Consider the following 16227-nt stretch of genomic DNA (forward strand, 5'->3'; position numbering starts at 1 on the left):
GGGTTTATTATTTAAAAGATACTTACATTTGAAGTTATGAAAGCTTTTCCCGCATATTTGGAATATAAGTTAAACCAGAGGAAACAGGATGGTTCATTTCGCATGCTTACCCACAAGAGTAAAGAAGTCGACTTTTCTTCAAATGATTATCTGGGCTTATCGGCATCAAAAGAAATTTATGAAGCAGCCCATAAAATGCTCTTACAAAAAAATGGTATTGCCAATGGTGCTACGGGTTCAAGATTAATTTCAGGTAACCATATTCTTTATAATGACGCGGAGGAAATGATAGCAGCATTTCATAATGCCGAATCGGCACTTATTTTCAATTCGGGTTATGATGCCAACATAGGTTTTTTTTCATCTGTACCGCAAAAGGGCGATATAGTTTTGTATGATGAATACATACACGCCTCCATACGGGACGGGATACGGCTTAGCAATGCCAGGGCTTATAAGTTCAGCCATAATAGTATTGATGGCCTGAAACTGCTTTTAAAAAAGTTTAAGGATAGTGCAACAGAGATTTATATCGTTACGGAGTCGGTATTTTCCATGGATGGCGACAGCCCTGACTTTTACAGCATAGCAAAACTTTCCGCAGAATATAACTGCCGGCTGGTTATTGATGAGGCGCATGCCATAGGTGTTTTTGGCAGCACAGGCGAAGGGCTGGCGCAGCAGGTTCCTGTTTTTGCACGTATAGTTACTTTTGGTAAAGCTTTGGGCTGCCATGGTGCTGCTGTTTTAGGCAGCAGCATTTTAAAGCAATACCTTGTAAATTTTGCACGCAGTTTTATTTATACTACCGCCCTGCCGCCACACGCTGTGGCCACAATACTATGTGCCTATAGTTGTATTAAGGGTAATAATACTGAAAGGCAGCAGTTAAGGGATATAATCAGTTTTTTTACTGAGGAAATACTCAGGATGGGCTTAAATACAATTTTCATTACAAGCAGTTCAGCTATTCATTGCGCAGTACTGCCCGGAAATAAAAAAGTAAAAAAGATAGCTTTAGCGTTACAGGATTCCGGTTTTTCAGTGAAGTCTATATTATCTCCTACGGTGCCGGCGGGGCAGGAGCGCCTGCGGTTTTGCCTGCACAGTTATAACACAAAGCAAGAAGTTACAAATGTACTAACGTTTCTTAATTCCCTTCTTGTACCTTAGGTTTTCTTTGCCTGCGTTTTCGCTTTTTAAACCAGTTGTTGTCCTCTTCCCCAAACAGGTAGGCATAAGGTTCTGTATCAGGGTTCATCTCAAACAGTTTTTTAAGTATTGCTATAGTAGGTATAATAAGTATCATGCCCATAATACCCCATATTGCCCCACCAATCAGCAATCCTAAAAATGTTACCAAGGCGTTAAGGTTTACATTGCTTCCGGTAATCTTTGGGGTAAGGAAAGCCCCTTCCAGTAGTTGTATAAAAGTGAAGGCTATTACTACCGCAAAAGGATAAAAAAGGCTATCCTTTGTAATCAGGGCAAATAAAAAGGGAAGTATTGCCCCGAGCGTAGGCCCCAGGTAAGGTATAATATTTAAAAAACCGGCCAGTACGCCAAAAAATATGGCATGCTCTATACCCAGCGCAAATAAAACAGCCGTATTCACTACAGCAAGTATCATCATAACTTTTCCTGCACCCACAATGTAGGCGTGCACAACACGACGCAATGACGTAAGTTTTTTAAGTATATCGTTGTCATCCTGCCTTTTAAAAACCTTACTTATAAATACGGCAAGGTGGTCTCGGTATATAAGTAAAAAGAAAATAAAAACCGGCAGGAGTATAATATCCGACAGTGTATCTAATGTTGAAACTATCAATTGGGTAGGGCTTTGGTTTTCAGGCTGTACAATTTCCACCGCTTTTTTTACCTCGAAGCCCCGGCTCATACCCATATCAAAACCTAAATTATCTTCCGTCCATTTATTGGCTTCAATCGCAAATACATTCATTTTTTCCTTCAGTCCGTCACCAATGTCATTGGAAAAGCCTTTTACCTGCATGTATATAAAAAACAGTATTCCTGATATTACTATTATAAAAACAATAAGGCTTAAAGCGGCACTTACAGAGCGGGGTATTTTCCTCCGCTCAAGCCTGTTGCATGTTGATGTAAGAAGCATGGCAATATATCCTGAAAGCACAAGCGGCACCAGGATTTGCTTGGCCACTATCATAAAAAATATGATGATGATAATCAGTAGCGAGATATAAACTACTTTTATATAAGGTGGTACTTTTTGAATATTCATATAAGTAAAAACGTGTTAAATGGCAAGGTGAATTATCAAAAGTAAGTAATATGGGTTATGGGTTATTATAATGTTTTATTAAATTATGTGTGTAGTTGTCATTATGCAGTAAACTTTATTGTTTACTACATTTGCAGAATGAACGGTGCAAGTTTAGTTAAAATAGCAACTTTTACCTATAGTGCTGAAGCTTATATAGTGAAAGCTAGGCTTCAAGCTGAAGGTGTTACAGTATATATTATAGATAGTTATACAGTTGAAACACATCCATTGTTAAGTAATGCTATAGGTGGGGTGAAATTGTTTGTTCCTATTAACCATGGTTTAAAAGCGCAAAAATTATATAATGATATAAAACTTTATTCAATAGATGAAGAAGGTAAAGCAATGCGCTGCCCATATTGCAACACTCAAAAAATTCAGATTTTCAGTACAATTAAAGATATAAAATCTTGTGTATCTTACTTCATTGCAGTGGTGCTATTTTTAACAATGCCATTCTATATAAAATATAAATACCATTGTAGAAATTGCCATAAAGAATTTGATATAATATGAAACTATTTATAACGGGTATTGGTACAGATGTAGGTAAAACAGTGGCATCAGCAATAATTACAGAGGCACTACAGGCTGATTACTGGAAGCCTGTGCAGGCAGGTGAACTTGAAAACTCTGACAGCCATAAAGTAAAAAGGTATATTAGCAATACCCAATCGGTTATACATAAAAGCAGCTATACGCTGTCAACTCCTGCAAGCCCTCATTTTGCAGCGGCTGAGGAAGATGTTGTTATTGATATAAAAAATATAACAGAACCGGAAACACAAAACCATTTGGTGATTGAGGCTGCGGGCGGAGTGCTTGTACCATTAAATGATACCGACATCATAATTGACCTTATTAAACCGGACTATAAGGTAGTAGTTGTGTCAAGGCATTATCTGGGAAGCATTAACCACACACTGCTTACCTGCGAAGCTTTAAAAAGCAGGGGTATTAGTATTGGCGGTATAATTTTCAGCGGTGCTGAAGTGCAGGCAACCGAATCGGTAATATTGGCTAAAACAGGAATAAAATTAATAGGGCGTATTGATGAAGAACCTTATTTTGATATAAATGTTATAAGTGAGTATGCCGGTCTGTTCAGGAATGAGCTGTTAAACCTTTAGCTGATGGATAAAAAAGATATAAATTCAACACTTGCCGAAAGAGATAGCAAATACTTGTGGCATCCTTATACCCAGCATAAAACTGCCGCTGCTCCTGTAGCCATTACAAAAGGCAGTGGAGCCCTGGTTTGGGATGAGCACGGCAAACAATATATAGATGCTATAGCTTCGTGGTGGGTAAACCCCTTTGGGCACAGCAATACTTATATAGCAGATGCAGTTTATAAGCAGCTTACAACATTGGAGCATGTACTTTTTGGCGGTTTTACACATGAGCCTGCTATCCTTTTAGCGGAAAGGCTTATGGAACTGCTTCCGGCAAACCAGCAAAAACTTTTCTTTTCAGATAATGGTTCTACGGCGGTGGAGGTTGCTATTAAGGTTGCACTACAGTATTATTATAATAAAGGTGAAAAGCGTACTAAGATAATTGCCTTTGAAAATGCTTTTCACGGGGATACTTTCGCGGCTATGGCAGCAAGTGGTATATCCTTTTTTACTGAGGCTTTTAAAGGTTCACTGATTGAAGTGGTAAGGATACCTGTACCTGTTGAAGGCAGGGAGCAGGACTGTATAAATACGCTAAAAAAACTGGCGCAAACGGGAGAATATGCCGCTTTTATCTTTGAACCCCTGGTACAGGGGGCTGCAGGTATGGTTATGTACAGCCCCGAACCACTGGACAAGCTAATACAAATATGCAGGGAGAACAGGATTTTTATCATTGCTGATGAGGTAATGACAGGGTTTGGCAAAACAGGTAAAAACTTTGCATGCAATTACCTTACAGAGCAACCCGACATGATGTGCCTCTCCAAAGCGCTTACGGGCGGTACTATACCTATGGCAATAACAACCTTCACACAGCAGTTGTTTGATGGCTTTTATGACGATGATATAAACAAGGCATTGTTTCATGGGCATACTTTTACTGCAAATCCTACAGGCTGTGCTGCGGCACTCGCTTCGGTGGAATTATTGCAGCAATCGCAAATGCAGGAAAACATTTTTCGTATTAATAAAAGCCACCTTGATTTTAAAGATAAGTTGGACGGACATCCCAGGGTTGCTACTACGCGTGTGCTTGGAGTAATATTTGCGCTTGAAATTAAAACAGAGAGCAGCGAGGGCTACTATGGCGGGCTGCGTAACAGGCTGTATAATTTTTTTATTGAGAGCGGTATTATTTTGAGGCCTGTTGGCAATATTATATATATACTCCCGCCGTATGTAATTACAGAGGAACAGCTTGAAAAGGTATATAAAACAATTAAACAGGCTTTGGCCGAAGTCTATTAAATACTTAAAATTTGAAATTACCCGTTTCCATTACTGCTGTAGCTTCCTTTTCCCCGCTTGGGGATTCGCCTGCTATGGTTTGGAAAAATTACCTGAGTGATTATACATTTATTACACAAAAGCAAATAGGAGGGAAAATAGTTCCTGTTGCGGTATTGCCCCTGCAATTGCAGGAAGAAGTTAATGCACTTAGGCTTTCAGGTGATAAGTATAAAAACCTTGATAATTCAGTCCTTTATGCAATTTTGGCTTCACGCAGGGCAGCTAAAACTGCCGGCTGGGCAGCAGGGGATAGCTTTGGCATAAATATAGGTTCTTCAAGAGGCGCAACAGGACTTTTTGAGGAATACCATTCCGCATTTATAAAAAGTGGTACTACAGCAGTGCAGGCATCACCTTATACCACATTGGGCAATATATCCTCGTGGGTGGCACAGGATTTAAAAAATGATGGCCCTGAAATATCACACTCCATTACCTGCTCAACAGCTTTACATGCTTTGCTTAACGGTGTTGCGTGGCTACAAGCGGGGATGGCAGATAAATTTCTTGTGGGAGGCAGTGAAGCCCCGCTAACCCCGTTTACACTTGCCCAGATGAAAGCCATGAAAATTTACAGCGGACTGACTGATGATGAATATCCCTGCAGGGCCTATGATTTTAATAAGCAAAAAAACACTATGGTTTTGGGGGAGGGTGCCGCTATGGCCTGCCTTGAAGCAGGTTATAAAGAAAATGCGGCGGCTTATATTGAAGGTATAGGTTATGCTACCGAAACATTACAGCATAGTGTATCTATTTCGGCTGATGCCGAATGCCTGCAAAAATCTATGGCAATGGCATTAAAGGGTGTTGACTTACAAACGGTTGATGCTGTAGTAATGCATGCCCCAGGCACGATACAAGGTGATATTTCTGAATTTAAAGCGATACAGCGAATATTTGGGAATAACCTCCCGCTACTGACAACCAACAAATGGAAGACAGGCCATACTTTTGGTGCTTCGGGTCTTTTAAGCCTGGAAATGGCTATACTTATGATAACGCATAATACTTTTATACAAGTGCCTTTTGCAACCAGGCAAAAACAGCGTAAACCTTTAAACCGCATTTTAATAAATGCTGTTGGCTTTGGCGGAAATGCCGTAAGTGTATTGATTTCCAAATAATATAGCGCCTATATAAATGATGAAAGCCCGGCACTACCCGGGCTTCCTGCATCCAACTAAAAAATTACTAAAATTTATGATAGATCTATCATAAATGCCTATAATGGTTTTGGCTAAAGCCGCTGCCAGCGCTGGACCTTATATCATTATGTTTTTTAGAAGGCCCCGAAGAATGATGCCATTAACAGGGCCTGCCATCCAACTAAAAAATTATTATTGATGTGCTAAATTAATTCAGCATGATTTTTTTAGATACAACCTGTTTGTTATCAAGCGTAATCTTTATTATAGCAACCTGTTGTGCCACATTAAGCTGCGCGCTGGTAAATTCGGTAGCATCTATATTGTTTTGGCTATAAACAGCCCTTCCTAAAAGGTCATATATCTCAACTGACTGGATAACGGCAGGTGACTGTATTTTAACCTGTTTGCCATTGCGGTAAACAATTACATCTTTAACATTTACCTGTGGTACATCAACTCCTAAAGCTTCTATTGAATACATGATTTCAAAACGGTCATCAAAAGTACCGGCTTCAGTACTGAAAGAATAAGCACCTTCATTCAGGTTATATATAGCATTTAAAAGCCTGTCATGTAAATATACTGCCTGTCCGGCATCAGCAAATATACCATCTGCACGGTCTATTTTAATTTCAAATGTACCTGCAACAGCAGCTTTGTAACCAAGAGGAACAATATCAGCTACATCAAATGCAGGGCGTGCCTGTATAGCATATTTTACATCTTCTATCTTAGTATATAAGCTCACATTTCCTGAACCTAAAGCCCTTCCGTCAAGCCCATTGTCATAATCCAGTGTAGCTATCGGTGTATAACCTATAACAGCCTGGGCAAAATCGCCTCCTTCATTAGATACATTCAGCCACATACGGCTTGCGTCCATACCTTCAGGCTGGCCTGCTGTATCAGAGTCGGTAGCAGCTGTACGGAAGAAGTAATTAAAATTGGTAGTGCGGCGCATGTTATTTTTAAACACAAGGTTTTGTGTGTTTTTAGCTTTTACAATAAAGCCCTGCCCTGTATTAAGTAAAGCACCTTCGCTGCTGTCAATCCTGAACGGGTCAAAAATAAGTTCGTTACCCGATACATCTGTGTTTGCACCGCCTCCTGCAGCACTGTTTGCCTGGTAGGCAAATTTTGTAATAGTACAGTAGCTGGATGCATTAGGGTTGTTTGTTTTTCTCCACATCCAAATTGTACCTTCAATATTATCAATGTTGGCATCAATAAAATCAGTAACGCTTATTGGTGAAGGGTAAGGGTTACCCACTGCATTATATGCATTTGATGAACTTTCGCGAACAAGGGGTATATATACGTTACCGTTGTTAGGCACACCTTTAAAAGCTCCGTTATAAACGGTAGGGCTGTCTGGGAAAGTGTTAGGAACACGTATTAAATATCCTTTAGCTTTTACAAATGTATTTGAAGCAGATGTAGCAGCATATAAATCGGTTGCAGTGTCATATACATAAAAGCGGTTTGACAATGTTAACGGAGAGAATTCCTGTAAAGTCTGGTTTCCTGAAACCGGAGACGACCACATTGTATAATCAAGGCGCTTAAGCATACCGCTGTTTCTTTTTACCGTTACATTACCGGAGTTGATTGTGTTTTGGTTCTGTACAAGGTTTGAGCTGCTGTCAAAAGTAAGTTTTGCAGTTGCAGCCACGTTAACATTATGCTCTACTATTGCATTAGACTGGTTTGTAAAGGTTACTTCTGCATTTCCTGTTACAAAGATTGAGCAGGCATAAAGCGTACCGCCTGATTGTGTATAGTTTGCACTGAAAATTACATCTTTATCTATTGCTGGCACACCATTGCTCCACTGTGGTACGGCATTTTCACCTAACCATGTTGTTGAGCTGCTGCAGTATATACCTTCATTGCTATTTTCGTCAGGCACCTGAATTGAACCAAACTCATCTGCACCCATATCAGGCGTGGTAGTATTCCTTATCTGGCCATCTATATCTTTTGTAACACTGGCAATAGGTGTACCTGCATCATTAAGATCGGCATTTTCTGCTGAAGAAGTGCTTATATGTAAATCTGTAGCAGATATAAATACAGGGTTTACATTTTTAGATTGTGCATCTTTTCCATTGGTTGCAGATATCCAGCCCGATAGTGATGTTTGTGCATAAGGGTTTCCGCCTTCTGTAATACTTGCGCCATACATACCTATAAACTTGGTTGAATAATAGTTGTTATAGTTAAGCTGGCTGAATGTAGATGCCGTAGGGGCAATTACAGCTATTGCGTACCTTTCAGTATTTTCGTTTGTTTGGGCATTAACCAAAATATTGTTCCTTACATCAAGCCCGGTAACTCCTGAATTGATAAATAAGGCAGCAGAGTGATTCCTTGATGATGAAGTTTGATTTTTTTCAAGTTTTACAGTGTTGTTGTAAATTTTATAACCACCACCTGAACCTATAAAAATACCATATCCGTTATGTGTAGGGCCACCATTTCCCTGTCCTGCCACATTTAGTATAAAGTTGTTGAATACCGTTATATTAGAACTTTGGTTTGTTGATGATAAACGTATTCCGAAAAACGGCTCATCATTAGTTTCTGTACGGATGATTTCTGACAGGTTGTTGTTTTTTATTACACCTGAATTGGTATTATTTGCTATATATATACCACCGGCAGAAAGGTTGCCAGAAGTATTATCGCGGTATAACTTGTAAATAAGGTTTTCTGATACCTCAAAAGCGGTAACATTAGAAAGATAAACCGGCTGAACTATTGTTTCGGTATTTATTTCAGCACCAAGGTCATTTTGAGAAATAACTACATTGCTGGTAAGGTTGCTGTTTTTACCGTTTATATAAACACCCTGCTTTACGTTTACAAAATCGTTGCCTGTTATTTTAATACCTGTATTTGCAGTTGCAGCAGCATTTACAGAAAGTTCATTATTACCGCCCGTGCTGTTATCTCCGGCATAAATACCTAAACAGAATTTATCAGGGTTGTTTTTATATGTTTGTTTTATCTGTAAATGTTTAATAGTAACATTATCAGACCCATTGCTTCCATTTGCGCTTGCAATCCAAAATACAGTCCTGTTTACATAATCATTACCTCCATCTCCTGCATAGCTGGAGTTGGTTACAAAAAGGTTCCTGGTTGTACCGTTAGTTATATTACTGCCATCAAAAACAATATTGTCGGCACCATTAATTTTGAATACAGCAGGCACAGCAGTATAAGAGTTATCACGGAAAGCCTCAATACGTACATTTTTACTTGGAGCAGGCTTAAAAGTTACTTTGTTGGTTACAGAAGTTCCTGAAAACTGATTTATTGTTATAGGGAAAGTTTCGGCTGTGCTGTATGTAGAGTTGTTAAGCAGGAATGTAACAGGGCCGCTTACGCCGTTTGAGTTAAGGTAATTTACCGCCTGGGTAATTGTGGTAAAGTGGCCACCTGTACCTACATAATATGTTCCGTTTAAAGCACCTGTTGGGGTAATACCCTGCACAGCAAGTGTTACAGTAGCAGTAGAGCTTGGGTCTGTACCATTGGTAGCAGTATAAGTAAAGCTGTCCTGGCCTATGTAGTTATTGTTGGGAGTATAAGTTAGGGTATTATTAGCACTAAGGGCAACACTACCGTTAGACGGCTGTGTAAAATTGATGCTGCTTACAGGGGCGTTACCTGCCACATCATTTGATAATACATTTAACACTGTTGGCTGATTGATATTTACAGTGTAATTATCATTTGTGGCTAAAAGTACTGAACTATATGATTCAACGTTCCCTTTTAAAACGGGGCCTTCCACACCAACACTGCCAGAACCCGTAGGGTTATAAATTGCAAAATTAGTGTACCATATATTGCTGTGGTCATAAAGGTATACCTTTATTGAAAGCGTTTTATTAGGTAATATGGTATAGCCGGCAGGGAAGTTAAGCGTTACTGTTTGCTGGTTTGAAGTTACATTAATAACACTATTACCGGAATTATTGGTAAGTGCAGCAGTATTAGTACCATCGTTAGAAACAACAACCTGCATTTTGTGTGTTTTATCATTGCTGATATTACCGCAGGTTAAAATAAATTGAGAGGGTGTAAGCTTGTAATTGTTATTAGGGCTTACTTTAAACTCAACATATTTAGCATAATTGATTGTTGCACTGCTTGAACCGTTGTGCAGGTTGCCTATCTGAAACCTGCTTGGCCAGCTTTCCTGCTGAACCTGAACGCCTCCGGCTGTTGTTATAGCCTGTGCAGTAATGTTTGTTAGGTTTGTCGGCTGGGAAAGGTTGTTCCAGCTTACAAGAGTACTTTGCGTAAAGCCATAGAAAGGCAATAGCATTAGTAAAAGTAATGACTTTTTCATTTTAGTAATTAATTAATTTTTAGTAAGTTATGGGGGGCATAACTTTTTTTGGGTTGCGGGGGCAAATGTACAACAAAAAAATTATAACTTGAAAATATTTTTTTGTTAAATTTTTAATTTTTTTCATGTTTAAAAAAACAGGTAAATACTTTAAAAGCAACACATTACCTGCCAAGCCAGTGTACGCTTGGTTTTATGGGTAAATATGTTTATTTAGCCTTTAAAGTTGGCCTTCGGGGTTTATATAAAATGAGGGGGCACTCATTTTATATATTTAACTGAAGATAAAATAGCATCAGCATTCATGTTGCTTTGTTACGAGCGATTTTTCATAATTATAAAATTAATTTTTTAGTATGGATTGCATTTTTACTACTCCGTTTCAGAAGTAATAACGATGCAAAGTAAAGGCAAAACGCTTATTTAACAAATTTTTTAGAATAGACAAAATATAGACAATTTGAAAAAATATTAAAAAATAGTATCTGTAAATCAATTACTTATAAATGACATGTAGAATTTATAGACAAATTGTATAGACAGGGCATATTTATACATGTGATAAGTATTCTAAATTTCAGAAAGTATCTTTTCAAACTCATCATCATCGGTAATCTGCATTTTTTTCTTGATCCTGTATTTTTTTGTTATTGCACTTTCATGCGAAATTTGGAGTAATGAGGCAATTTCTTTATTGGAAAGGTTAAGTTTTAGTAGCGAGCAGAATTCCAGATCGTTTTTAGTAAGCTTTGAAAACTTGTTGCCCAACTTTTGATTAAATTCTGGGTGTATGCTGTTAAACCGTGTTTCAAACTGGCGCCAATAATCTTTTTGTTTAATTAAATGCTGGAGTTCTTTTTTAAGCTCACTTACTTTTGTTATTTCACCAAGGTCGCATTTTTCCAGGATTTGGGTAATGCTGTCCTGATAATTTGCCATTTGCAGTGTGGTTGATGTTAACTCCCTTTCTTTTTCCTCAATAATTTCCTTTTGCGCATTATTTAGCTCCAGTTCATGCAAATGTTGTTGTTGCAGCAATGCTTTTTCTGATTCAACAGCTTTAATCTGTTCCTGCTGGAGTTTGTTTTTAAACAAGTAGCTGCGCAGGTAAAGCAATATGAGCACTATAAAGGATATGCTCATGATTATATACAGGTAAAGCAGTTTTTTCTCTGCTTTCATTGCTTTTGTTAATGCATTATTTTTTGCAGCCAGTACAACATTTTTTTCCCTTTGCAGGTCAGTCTGAAATTTAGCCTGTATTTCTTTTACAGCATCTTCTTTCTCTGCGGAACTGATACTGTCCATTAGTGTTATAGTATTTTTATAAGCACTTATAGCTTTGCTGTCATTGGTTTTACTGTAGGTTTCCGCTATGGCTTTTTCATATACCACCCTGTCAACCATGTTTAGCTTTGTATTTTTTTGGAAGGGGGCAGTTTTATTTATAATGGCCTGTGCCTCGCTGTACCTTCCCATTTGGTTTAATATATCAATATATTCTCCGGCAATACGCAAAGTCCATAGAGATTTTACTTCCAAAAGTAAATCCAGAGATTTTTTGTAATTTTTTAATGCACTTTCCCTGTTTCTTTCAAGGTTCTCAATGTTCCCTATTTTCGAATAGGTGATGCCGATAAGTTCTTTATCATCAAATTTTTTGAGGCCGTCTACAGCTATTTTCAATGCTTTTTTGGCCTCCTGCAAATTGTTGAGCCTTATATAAGCTTCTCCGATATTAATATAGGTAAGGTAATAGTTTTTTTCGGCACCAATTTCTTTAAACCCCGGAAGGCATTCCTTATAAAGGTCTATGGCAAAATTAAAATTCTCCATGCCCAGGTAAGTATTTGCTAGCTTTTGCTTAATGGCATACAGTTGTTTGGTTTTCTTTTCCGTTTTAAGTATGGCAATGGCTTTAAGCAACAGGTCAACAGATTTCTCATATTGCCTCATATAATTATAATTAGATGCCATTTCGCCATAAAGCATAGCCTCCCCGGTTTTGTTATTGTCTTTTTTAGTAACGGTTAAAGCATCATTAAGATATTTTAATGAGGTTTCATACTCGCCTTTATTCCTGTAGCTGGCAGAAATATTAATATAAGGCCTCAATATAATTTTAGGGTAATTATCTATGTAGGGTAATGATTTTTTATAGTAGTAAATAGCAGAGTCCGTCATGCCCTTCATATTATAATATAAGCCATAAAGGTGGTAAGTATTCCCTTTAATGGTATCATGCGCACCTGCTGAATTGGCGAGTGTTTTTTTAATTATAACCAGGGCACTGTCAGGTTGTGTAAAAACAAGTTCCCTTGCTTTTAATTCAGCTTCTTTAAAATTGTAGTTTGTTCCCTGTGCAAGGCATAGTACAGGAAAGAGCAGGGTAAGTAAATTCCTCATCATAATCTTTATTAACAGCGTTGGGGGTAACGGTGGTTAAATTTAACACAAAATTATGATTTAAGGTAAATTAAAAAGCAGGTTTAAAAACGTTCCAGTTTAGAAGTAATAAGGTTATACTCATAACCTTTCCTCATGAGGAATTCGAAGGTTTTTTTCTTTTTCTTCATGAGGTTTGATTCTTTGGCGGATTCCCAAAACCGTTCAGCTAAATCATTGAAAGCTTTAAGATATTCATCTTCATTAAGTTCCTTTAATGCAGCATCTATATTGTATCTCGATATTTTCCTGGCTTTCAGCTCATTTATAATCCTAACGCGTCCCCAGTGTTTTATCCTGTGTTTTCCACGGGCAAAACTTTTGGCAAAACGCTCCTCATTTAAAAAGTTATGTTCAATAAGATAGGCAATAATTACATCAATTGCCTGGGGTATCATATTAAGGCTCTTCAGTTTTTGAACAACCTCTTCATGGCAGCGTTCCTGGTACGCACAGTACTGCTCAAGTTTTTTACGGGCTTCCTCAACAGTATAGCTTTTATGCATAAAAAAAAAGTACAAACCCTGCCTAAACCGGCAGGTTTAATTTTTTGTGCGTGTTAACTACAGCCTGCCTGTTTTTATAGTCTATCCAGGCCTGGCCTTTGTATCTGCGCATAAAATTATCAAAGTGCCTCATAATAAATATATTATAAACTGCTTTAGAAAGGTTGCTTACCTTTCTTGGCAGGGCACGCAGGCTCATGGAAAACCCCGGTGTAACATATTTCATGTAGTGCCAGTAACCCTCGGGCATATATAGTACTTCCCCATGTTCAAGATTGGCTTCCAGGCCCTTGGCATGTTTAAGTGCAGGCCATCTTTCAAAATCGGGGTTGTCAAAATCAATATCTTCTCTCGAAATAAGTGCATGTGGCACTTTATAAAGATAAGGTGTCTGGTCGGGTGCAAAAAGGATACACCTTTTTTTACCATGAAAATGGAAATGAAGTATATTAGAATAATCTATATCATAATGAATAAAAACTTTAGAATTTTCGCCGCCAAAAAACAGCATGGGAAGCTGTTTTATAAGCTTAAGCCCTATATCCGGCCATCTAAAGTCGTTTTTTAGCTGCGGCACCTCTTTCATAAGGTTATATAGAAAGATGCGGTAATTTGTGGGTTCAGAATTTAAAAGGTCTATATATCCAGACATTTTCATTTCTGCATGTGCCTCATTAAAGCCATCTTTATGCGATACCGGCCTGTCATCATAAAGGGGTACAGTTTTATCGCCGGCAACTTCCTTTATATAATTAAGGTTCCATTTTTTATATGCAGGCCAGTCTTCAGTAAGCTTGGATATAATTAATGGCTTTTGCTTCCTTACATAATTATTATAAAAATCCTCTTTGGATATTGTCTCTACGCGTTCAATTTCTGTTAGGTGTAGTGGCATGCTAGAAGTGGGTTAAAGCTAAGGCAAAATTAATAAAGCGTTATGTAATTGTAAAATACGCAATATAATTCCAGGGGCAAAATTAGCAAATAATTTAATAATAAAGCAGTCCTCCAGGACTGCTTTATATGTTAAAACCTGGTGCTATTTTTTAACTATTAAAAACTCATTCCTTCGGTTAAGGGCATGCTGTTCATCGGTACAATCCTCGTCGCAATCTACTTTAGGTTCGCTCTCGCCATAACCTTTGCCCGAAATCCTGTCCTGGCTTATACCCTGAGATATTACATACTGCACGGCAGCCCTTGCCCTCCTGTCCGAAAGGTTCAGGTTATACTCATCACTGCCGCGGTTATCGGTATGTGCCTTTACCATAATTACCATGTCGGGTTTGCTTTTCATTACCTCTACCAGCTTGTTAAGCTCTTTAGTTGCTTTTTCGGTTATATTGCTTTTGTCAAATTCAAAATAAATATCGTTAAGCACTACCGCGCCGTCTTTAATAATATTTTCTACAGGGGCAAGCCCGGCATCAACAGTAATTTTACCGCCCTTTGCCTTTGCAATGGGGAATGTGCTGCTTAAATACCCTATTGCAGATGCCGTAACCGAATATGCCCTGTCACAATCCACATTATAAATTACATTACCCTGAGCATCAGTGGTGCGTGTTTCTATAACGTTTTGTCTGTCGTCCAGTATGGCAACTTTTGAATTGGCAAGTGGTTTGCCTGTTTTATTGTCTTTTACCGTTACAATCGCCTCTACACCACATACAGGTATAGCCAAGTGAAGGTTGTCTGCGCCATCCCTGTTGGTTGAAAAAATACCTATATTATGTTTTGTGCTAAAACTAAAGGCAAAGTCATCCTGTGGGGAGTTTATCGGCATGCCCAGGTTTATGGCTTCATCATCTTTTGTCAGGTCAATCATGAAAACATCATAAGCACCAAAACCTTTTCTTCCGTCTGAGGCGAAAAAGAGTTTATCATCCTCGGTGATGTACGGAAAGTTCTCGTTGCCCTCAGTGTTTACTTTATTTCCCAGGTTAACAGGCTCGCTGTAAGTGTTGTTGCCTTTCACCTCCACCTTCCAAATGTCGGTGCCACCCATAGAACCTTTCCTGTTTGAGGCAAAATAAAGGGTTTTGCCGTCTTTGCTTATGGCAGGGTTACCGGTTGACCATTTTTTATCGTTAAACGGTACAGGTTGTACGTTACCCCATTTGCCGTCTTTGCCTTTTGTAGCCCTGTAAAGGTAAATAAGGCTGTTGCGCTGGTGTCCTTTCTCTTTTTCATATTCCCCTTCCCTAAAGCTTTCACCTGCAAAATACATGGTATTCCCATCGGCTGTTACGGCGGCAGGGCCATCATGGTATTTTGTATCTACCTCACTTACAGGTGTAGGTTCGCTGAAAGTACCATTGGTGTTATATGTAGATGTGTATAAATCAAGATAAGGCTCTTCGTTCCTGCCATATGTCCTTCGTGCAGTATTTCGGGTACTGGCAAAATATAAGGTATTGTCATTTAGTAATACACCGCCAAAATCAGAATACTTTTTATCACTTATATCAAGATATTTTTCATCAAAAAGTTTTGTCTGGTTGCGCAGCTTTGGCAGATAGTCCGGATCCTGTTTAAAAATTACCGCCCGCTGGTCTTTCGGAGCCATTTTGGCAAAAGTCTGCATCTGTTTGTTGGCTTCTTCATAATTGCCTTCTGCCTTCAGCATCTGTGCATAGCGGTAGTAGGTTTCGGCATCCTGCTTGCTTTGCACAGCTTTGGCATACCACTTTACGGCTTCTTTGGTATTAAATAGGTTATAATAGCTTTCGGCAATCTGTTTATAAACATACGGACTGGCTTTACCGTTATGAGTTAGTTTTTCATATTCTTTTGCAGCATCAATATATTCAAAGCGGTTAAAAAGCCTGTCGGCCGTTTCGGTATCTTTATTTTGTGCAGTTAGGATAAGTCCTGCAAAAAGTAAACTTAATGTAAGGCTTAACTGTTTCATGGTTGTTTATTTAGGTTAGAAATAACGCGGTGAGCGTGATACTTTTTTCGGGAAGTTCAGGTCAAAGAGCAA

At 38.5% G+C, this 16227-nt stretch carries 11 protein-coding genes; 5 read left to right on the forward strand and 6 right to left on the reverse strand.

The genetic code is table 11. From position 1 onward, the window contains the following. The first annotated feature begins 36 nt into the window (after nt 1-36). The gene (locus tag GSF09_RS05390) at nt 37-1173 is read left to right on the forward strand and encodes an 8-amino-7-oxononanoate synthase (protein ID WP_159799914.1); all 1137 of its coding nucleotides are present in this window, start codon (nt 37-39) and stop codon (nt 1171-1173) included. Here GSF09_RS05390 and GSF09_RS05395 read toward each other — a convergent pair. Further along, a complete protein-coding gene (locus GSF09_RS05395; protein WP_159799915.1) occupies nt 1151-2263 on the reverse strand; it encodes an AI-2E family transporter in 1113 nt (370 codons plus the stop codon). The genes GSF09_RS05390 and GSF09_RS05395 overlap by 23 nt on opposite strands. Before the next feature lie 138 nt (nt 2264-2401). On the opposite strand from GSF09_RS05395, the gene GSF09_RS05400 reads away from it, so the two are divergent. The 4 genes from GSF09_RS05400 to GSF09_RS05415 are packed head-to-tail and all read left to right on the forward strand — an operon-like array spanning nt 2402 to nt 5903. Further along, nucleotides 2402-2821: a DUF2007 domain-containing protein gene (locus GSF09_RS05400; RefSeq protein WP_159799916.1), complete on the forward strand. Its 420-nt coding sequence runs from the start codon at nt 2402-2404 to the stop codon at nt 2819-2821. Beyond that, entirely contained in the window at nt 2818-3435 is a 618-nt protein-coding gene (gene bioD, locus GSF09_RS05405; RefSeq protein WP_159799917.1) for a dethiobiotin synthase, read from the forward strand. Before GSF09_RS05400 ends, bioD begins: the two co-directional genes overlap by 4 nt. Before the next feature lie 3 nt (nt 3436-3438). Next, nucleotides 3439-4734, forward strand: coding sequence for an adenosylmethionine--8-amino-7-oxononanoate transaminase (gene bioA / locus GSF09_RS05410; protein ID WP_159799918.1), 1296 nt, complete (start codon nt 3439-3441; stop codon nt 4732-4734). 11 nt (nt 4735-4745) lie between these two features. Continuing rightward, on the forward strand, nt 4746-5903 hold the full coding sequence (locus tag GSF09_RS05415; protein ID WP_159799919.1) for a beta-ketoacyl synthase N-terminal-like domain-containing protein: 1158 nt from the start codon (nt 4746-4748) through the stop codon (nt 5901-5903). 229 nt (nt 5904-6132) lie between these two features. Here the strand turns inward: GSF09_RS05415 and GSF09_RS05420 are convergent, their stop codons facing one another. The 5 genes from GSF09_RS05420 to GSF09_RS05440 all read right to left on the reverse strand — a co-directional run bounded on the left by GSF09_RS05420 (nt 6133) and on the right by GSF09_RS05440 (nt 16155). Then, nucleotides 6133-10290, reverse strand: coding sequence for a T9SS sorting signal type C domain-containing protein (locus GSF09_RS05420; RefSeq protein ID WP_159799920.1), 4158 nt, complete (start codon nt 10288-10290; stop codon nt 6133-6135). Nucleotides 10291-10860: 570 nt separating this feature from the next. Next, nucleotides 10861-12699 carry a tetratricopeptide repeat protein gene (locus GSF09_RS05425; RefSeq protein ID WP_159799921.1) on the reverse strand — a complete coding sequence of 613 codons (1839 nt, stop codon included), beginning with the start codon at nt 12697-12699 and terminating at the stop codon, nt 10861-10863. An 80-nt stretch (nt 12700-12779) separates the two neighbouring features. Next, entirely contained in the window at nt 12780-13241 is a 462-nt protein-coding gene (locus GSF09_RS05430) for a regulatory protein RecX (protein ID WP_159799922.1), read from the reverse strand. Between the two features lie 22 nt (nt 13242-13263). Next, nucleotides 13264-14136: a cupin-like domain-containing protein gene (locus GSF09_RS05435; protein ID WP_159799923.1), complete on the reverse strand. Its 873-nt coding sequence runs from the start codon at nt 14134-14136 to the stop codon at nt 13264-13266. Nucleotides 14137-14280: 144 nt separating this feature from the next. After that, nucleotides 14281-16155: an OmpA family protein gene (locus GSF09_RS05440; protein WP_159799924.1), complete on the reverse strand. Its 1875-nt coding sequence runs from the start codon at nt 16153-16155 to the stop codon at nt 14281-14283. Nucleotides 16156-16227 lie beyond the last annotated feature (72 nt).

The sequence above is a fragment of the Flavobacterium sp. MK4S-17 genome, assembly GCF_009848495.1.
Taxonomy (GTDB): Bacteria; Bacteroidota; Bacteroidia; order Flavobacteriales; family Flavobacteriaceae; genus Flavobacterium.

Coding starts and splice junctions, on each gene's coding strand:
- bioD (WP_159799917.1), top strand. CDS start 2,818: ATGAAACTATTTATAACGGGTATTGGTACAGATGTAGGTAAAACAGTG.
- GSF09_RS05435 (WP_159799923.1), bottom strand. CDS start 14,136: ATGCCACTACACCTAACAGAAATTGAACGCGTAGAGACAATATCCAAA.
- GSF09_RS05425 (WP_159799921.1), bottom strand. CDS start 12,699: ATGATGAGGAATTTACTTACCCTGCTCTTTCCTGTACTATGCCTTGCA.
- GSF09_RS05390 (WP_159799914.1), top strand. CDS start 37: ATGAAAGCTTTTCCCGCATATTTGGAATATAAGTTAAACCAGAGGAAA.
- GSF09_RS05430 (WP_159799922.1), bottom strand. CDS start 13,241: ATGCATAAAAGCTATACTGTTGAGGAAGCCCGTAAAAAACTTGAGCAG.
- GSF09_RS05440 (WP_159799924.1), bottom strand. CDS start 16,155: ATGAAACAGTTAAGCCTTACATTAAGTTTACTTTTTGCAGGACTTATC.
- GSF09_RS05400 (WP_159799916.1), top strand. CDS start 2,402: ATGAACGGTGCAAGTTTAGTTAAAATAGCAACTTTTACCTATAGTGCT.
- GSF09_RS05395 (WP_159799915.1), bottom strand. CDS start 2,263: ATGAATATTCAAAAAGTACCACCTTATATAAAAGTAGTTTATATCTCG.
- GSF09_RS05420 (WP_159799920.1), bottom strand. CDS start 10,290: ATGAAAAAGTCATTACTTTTACTAATGCTATTGCCTTTCTATGGCTTT.
- bioA (WP_159799918.1), top strand. CDS start 3,439: ATGGATAAAAAAGATATAAATTCAACACTTGCCGAAAGAGATAGCAAA.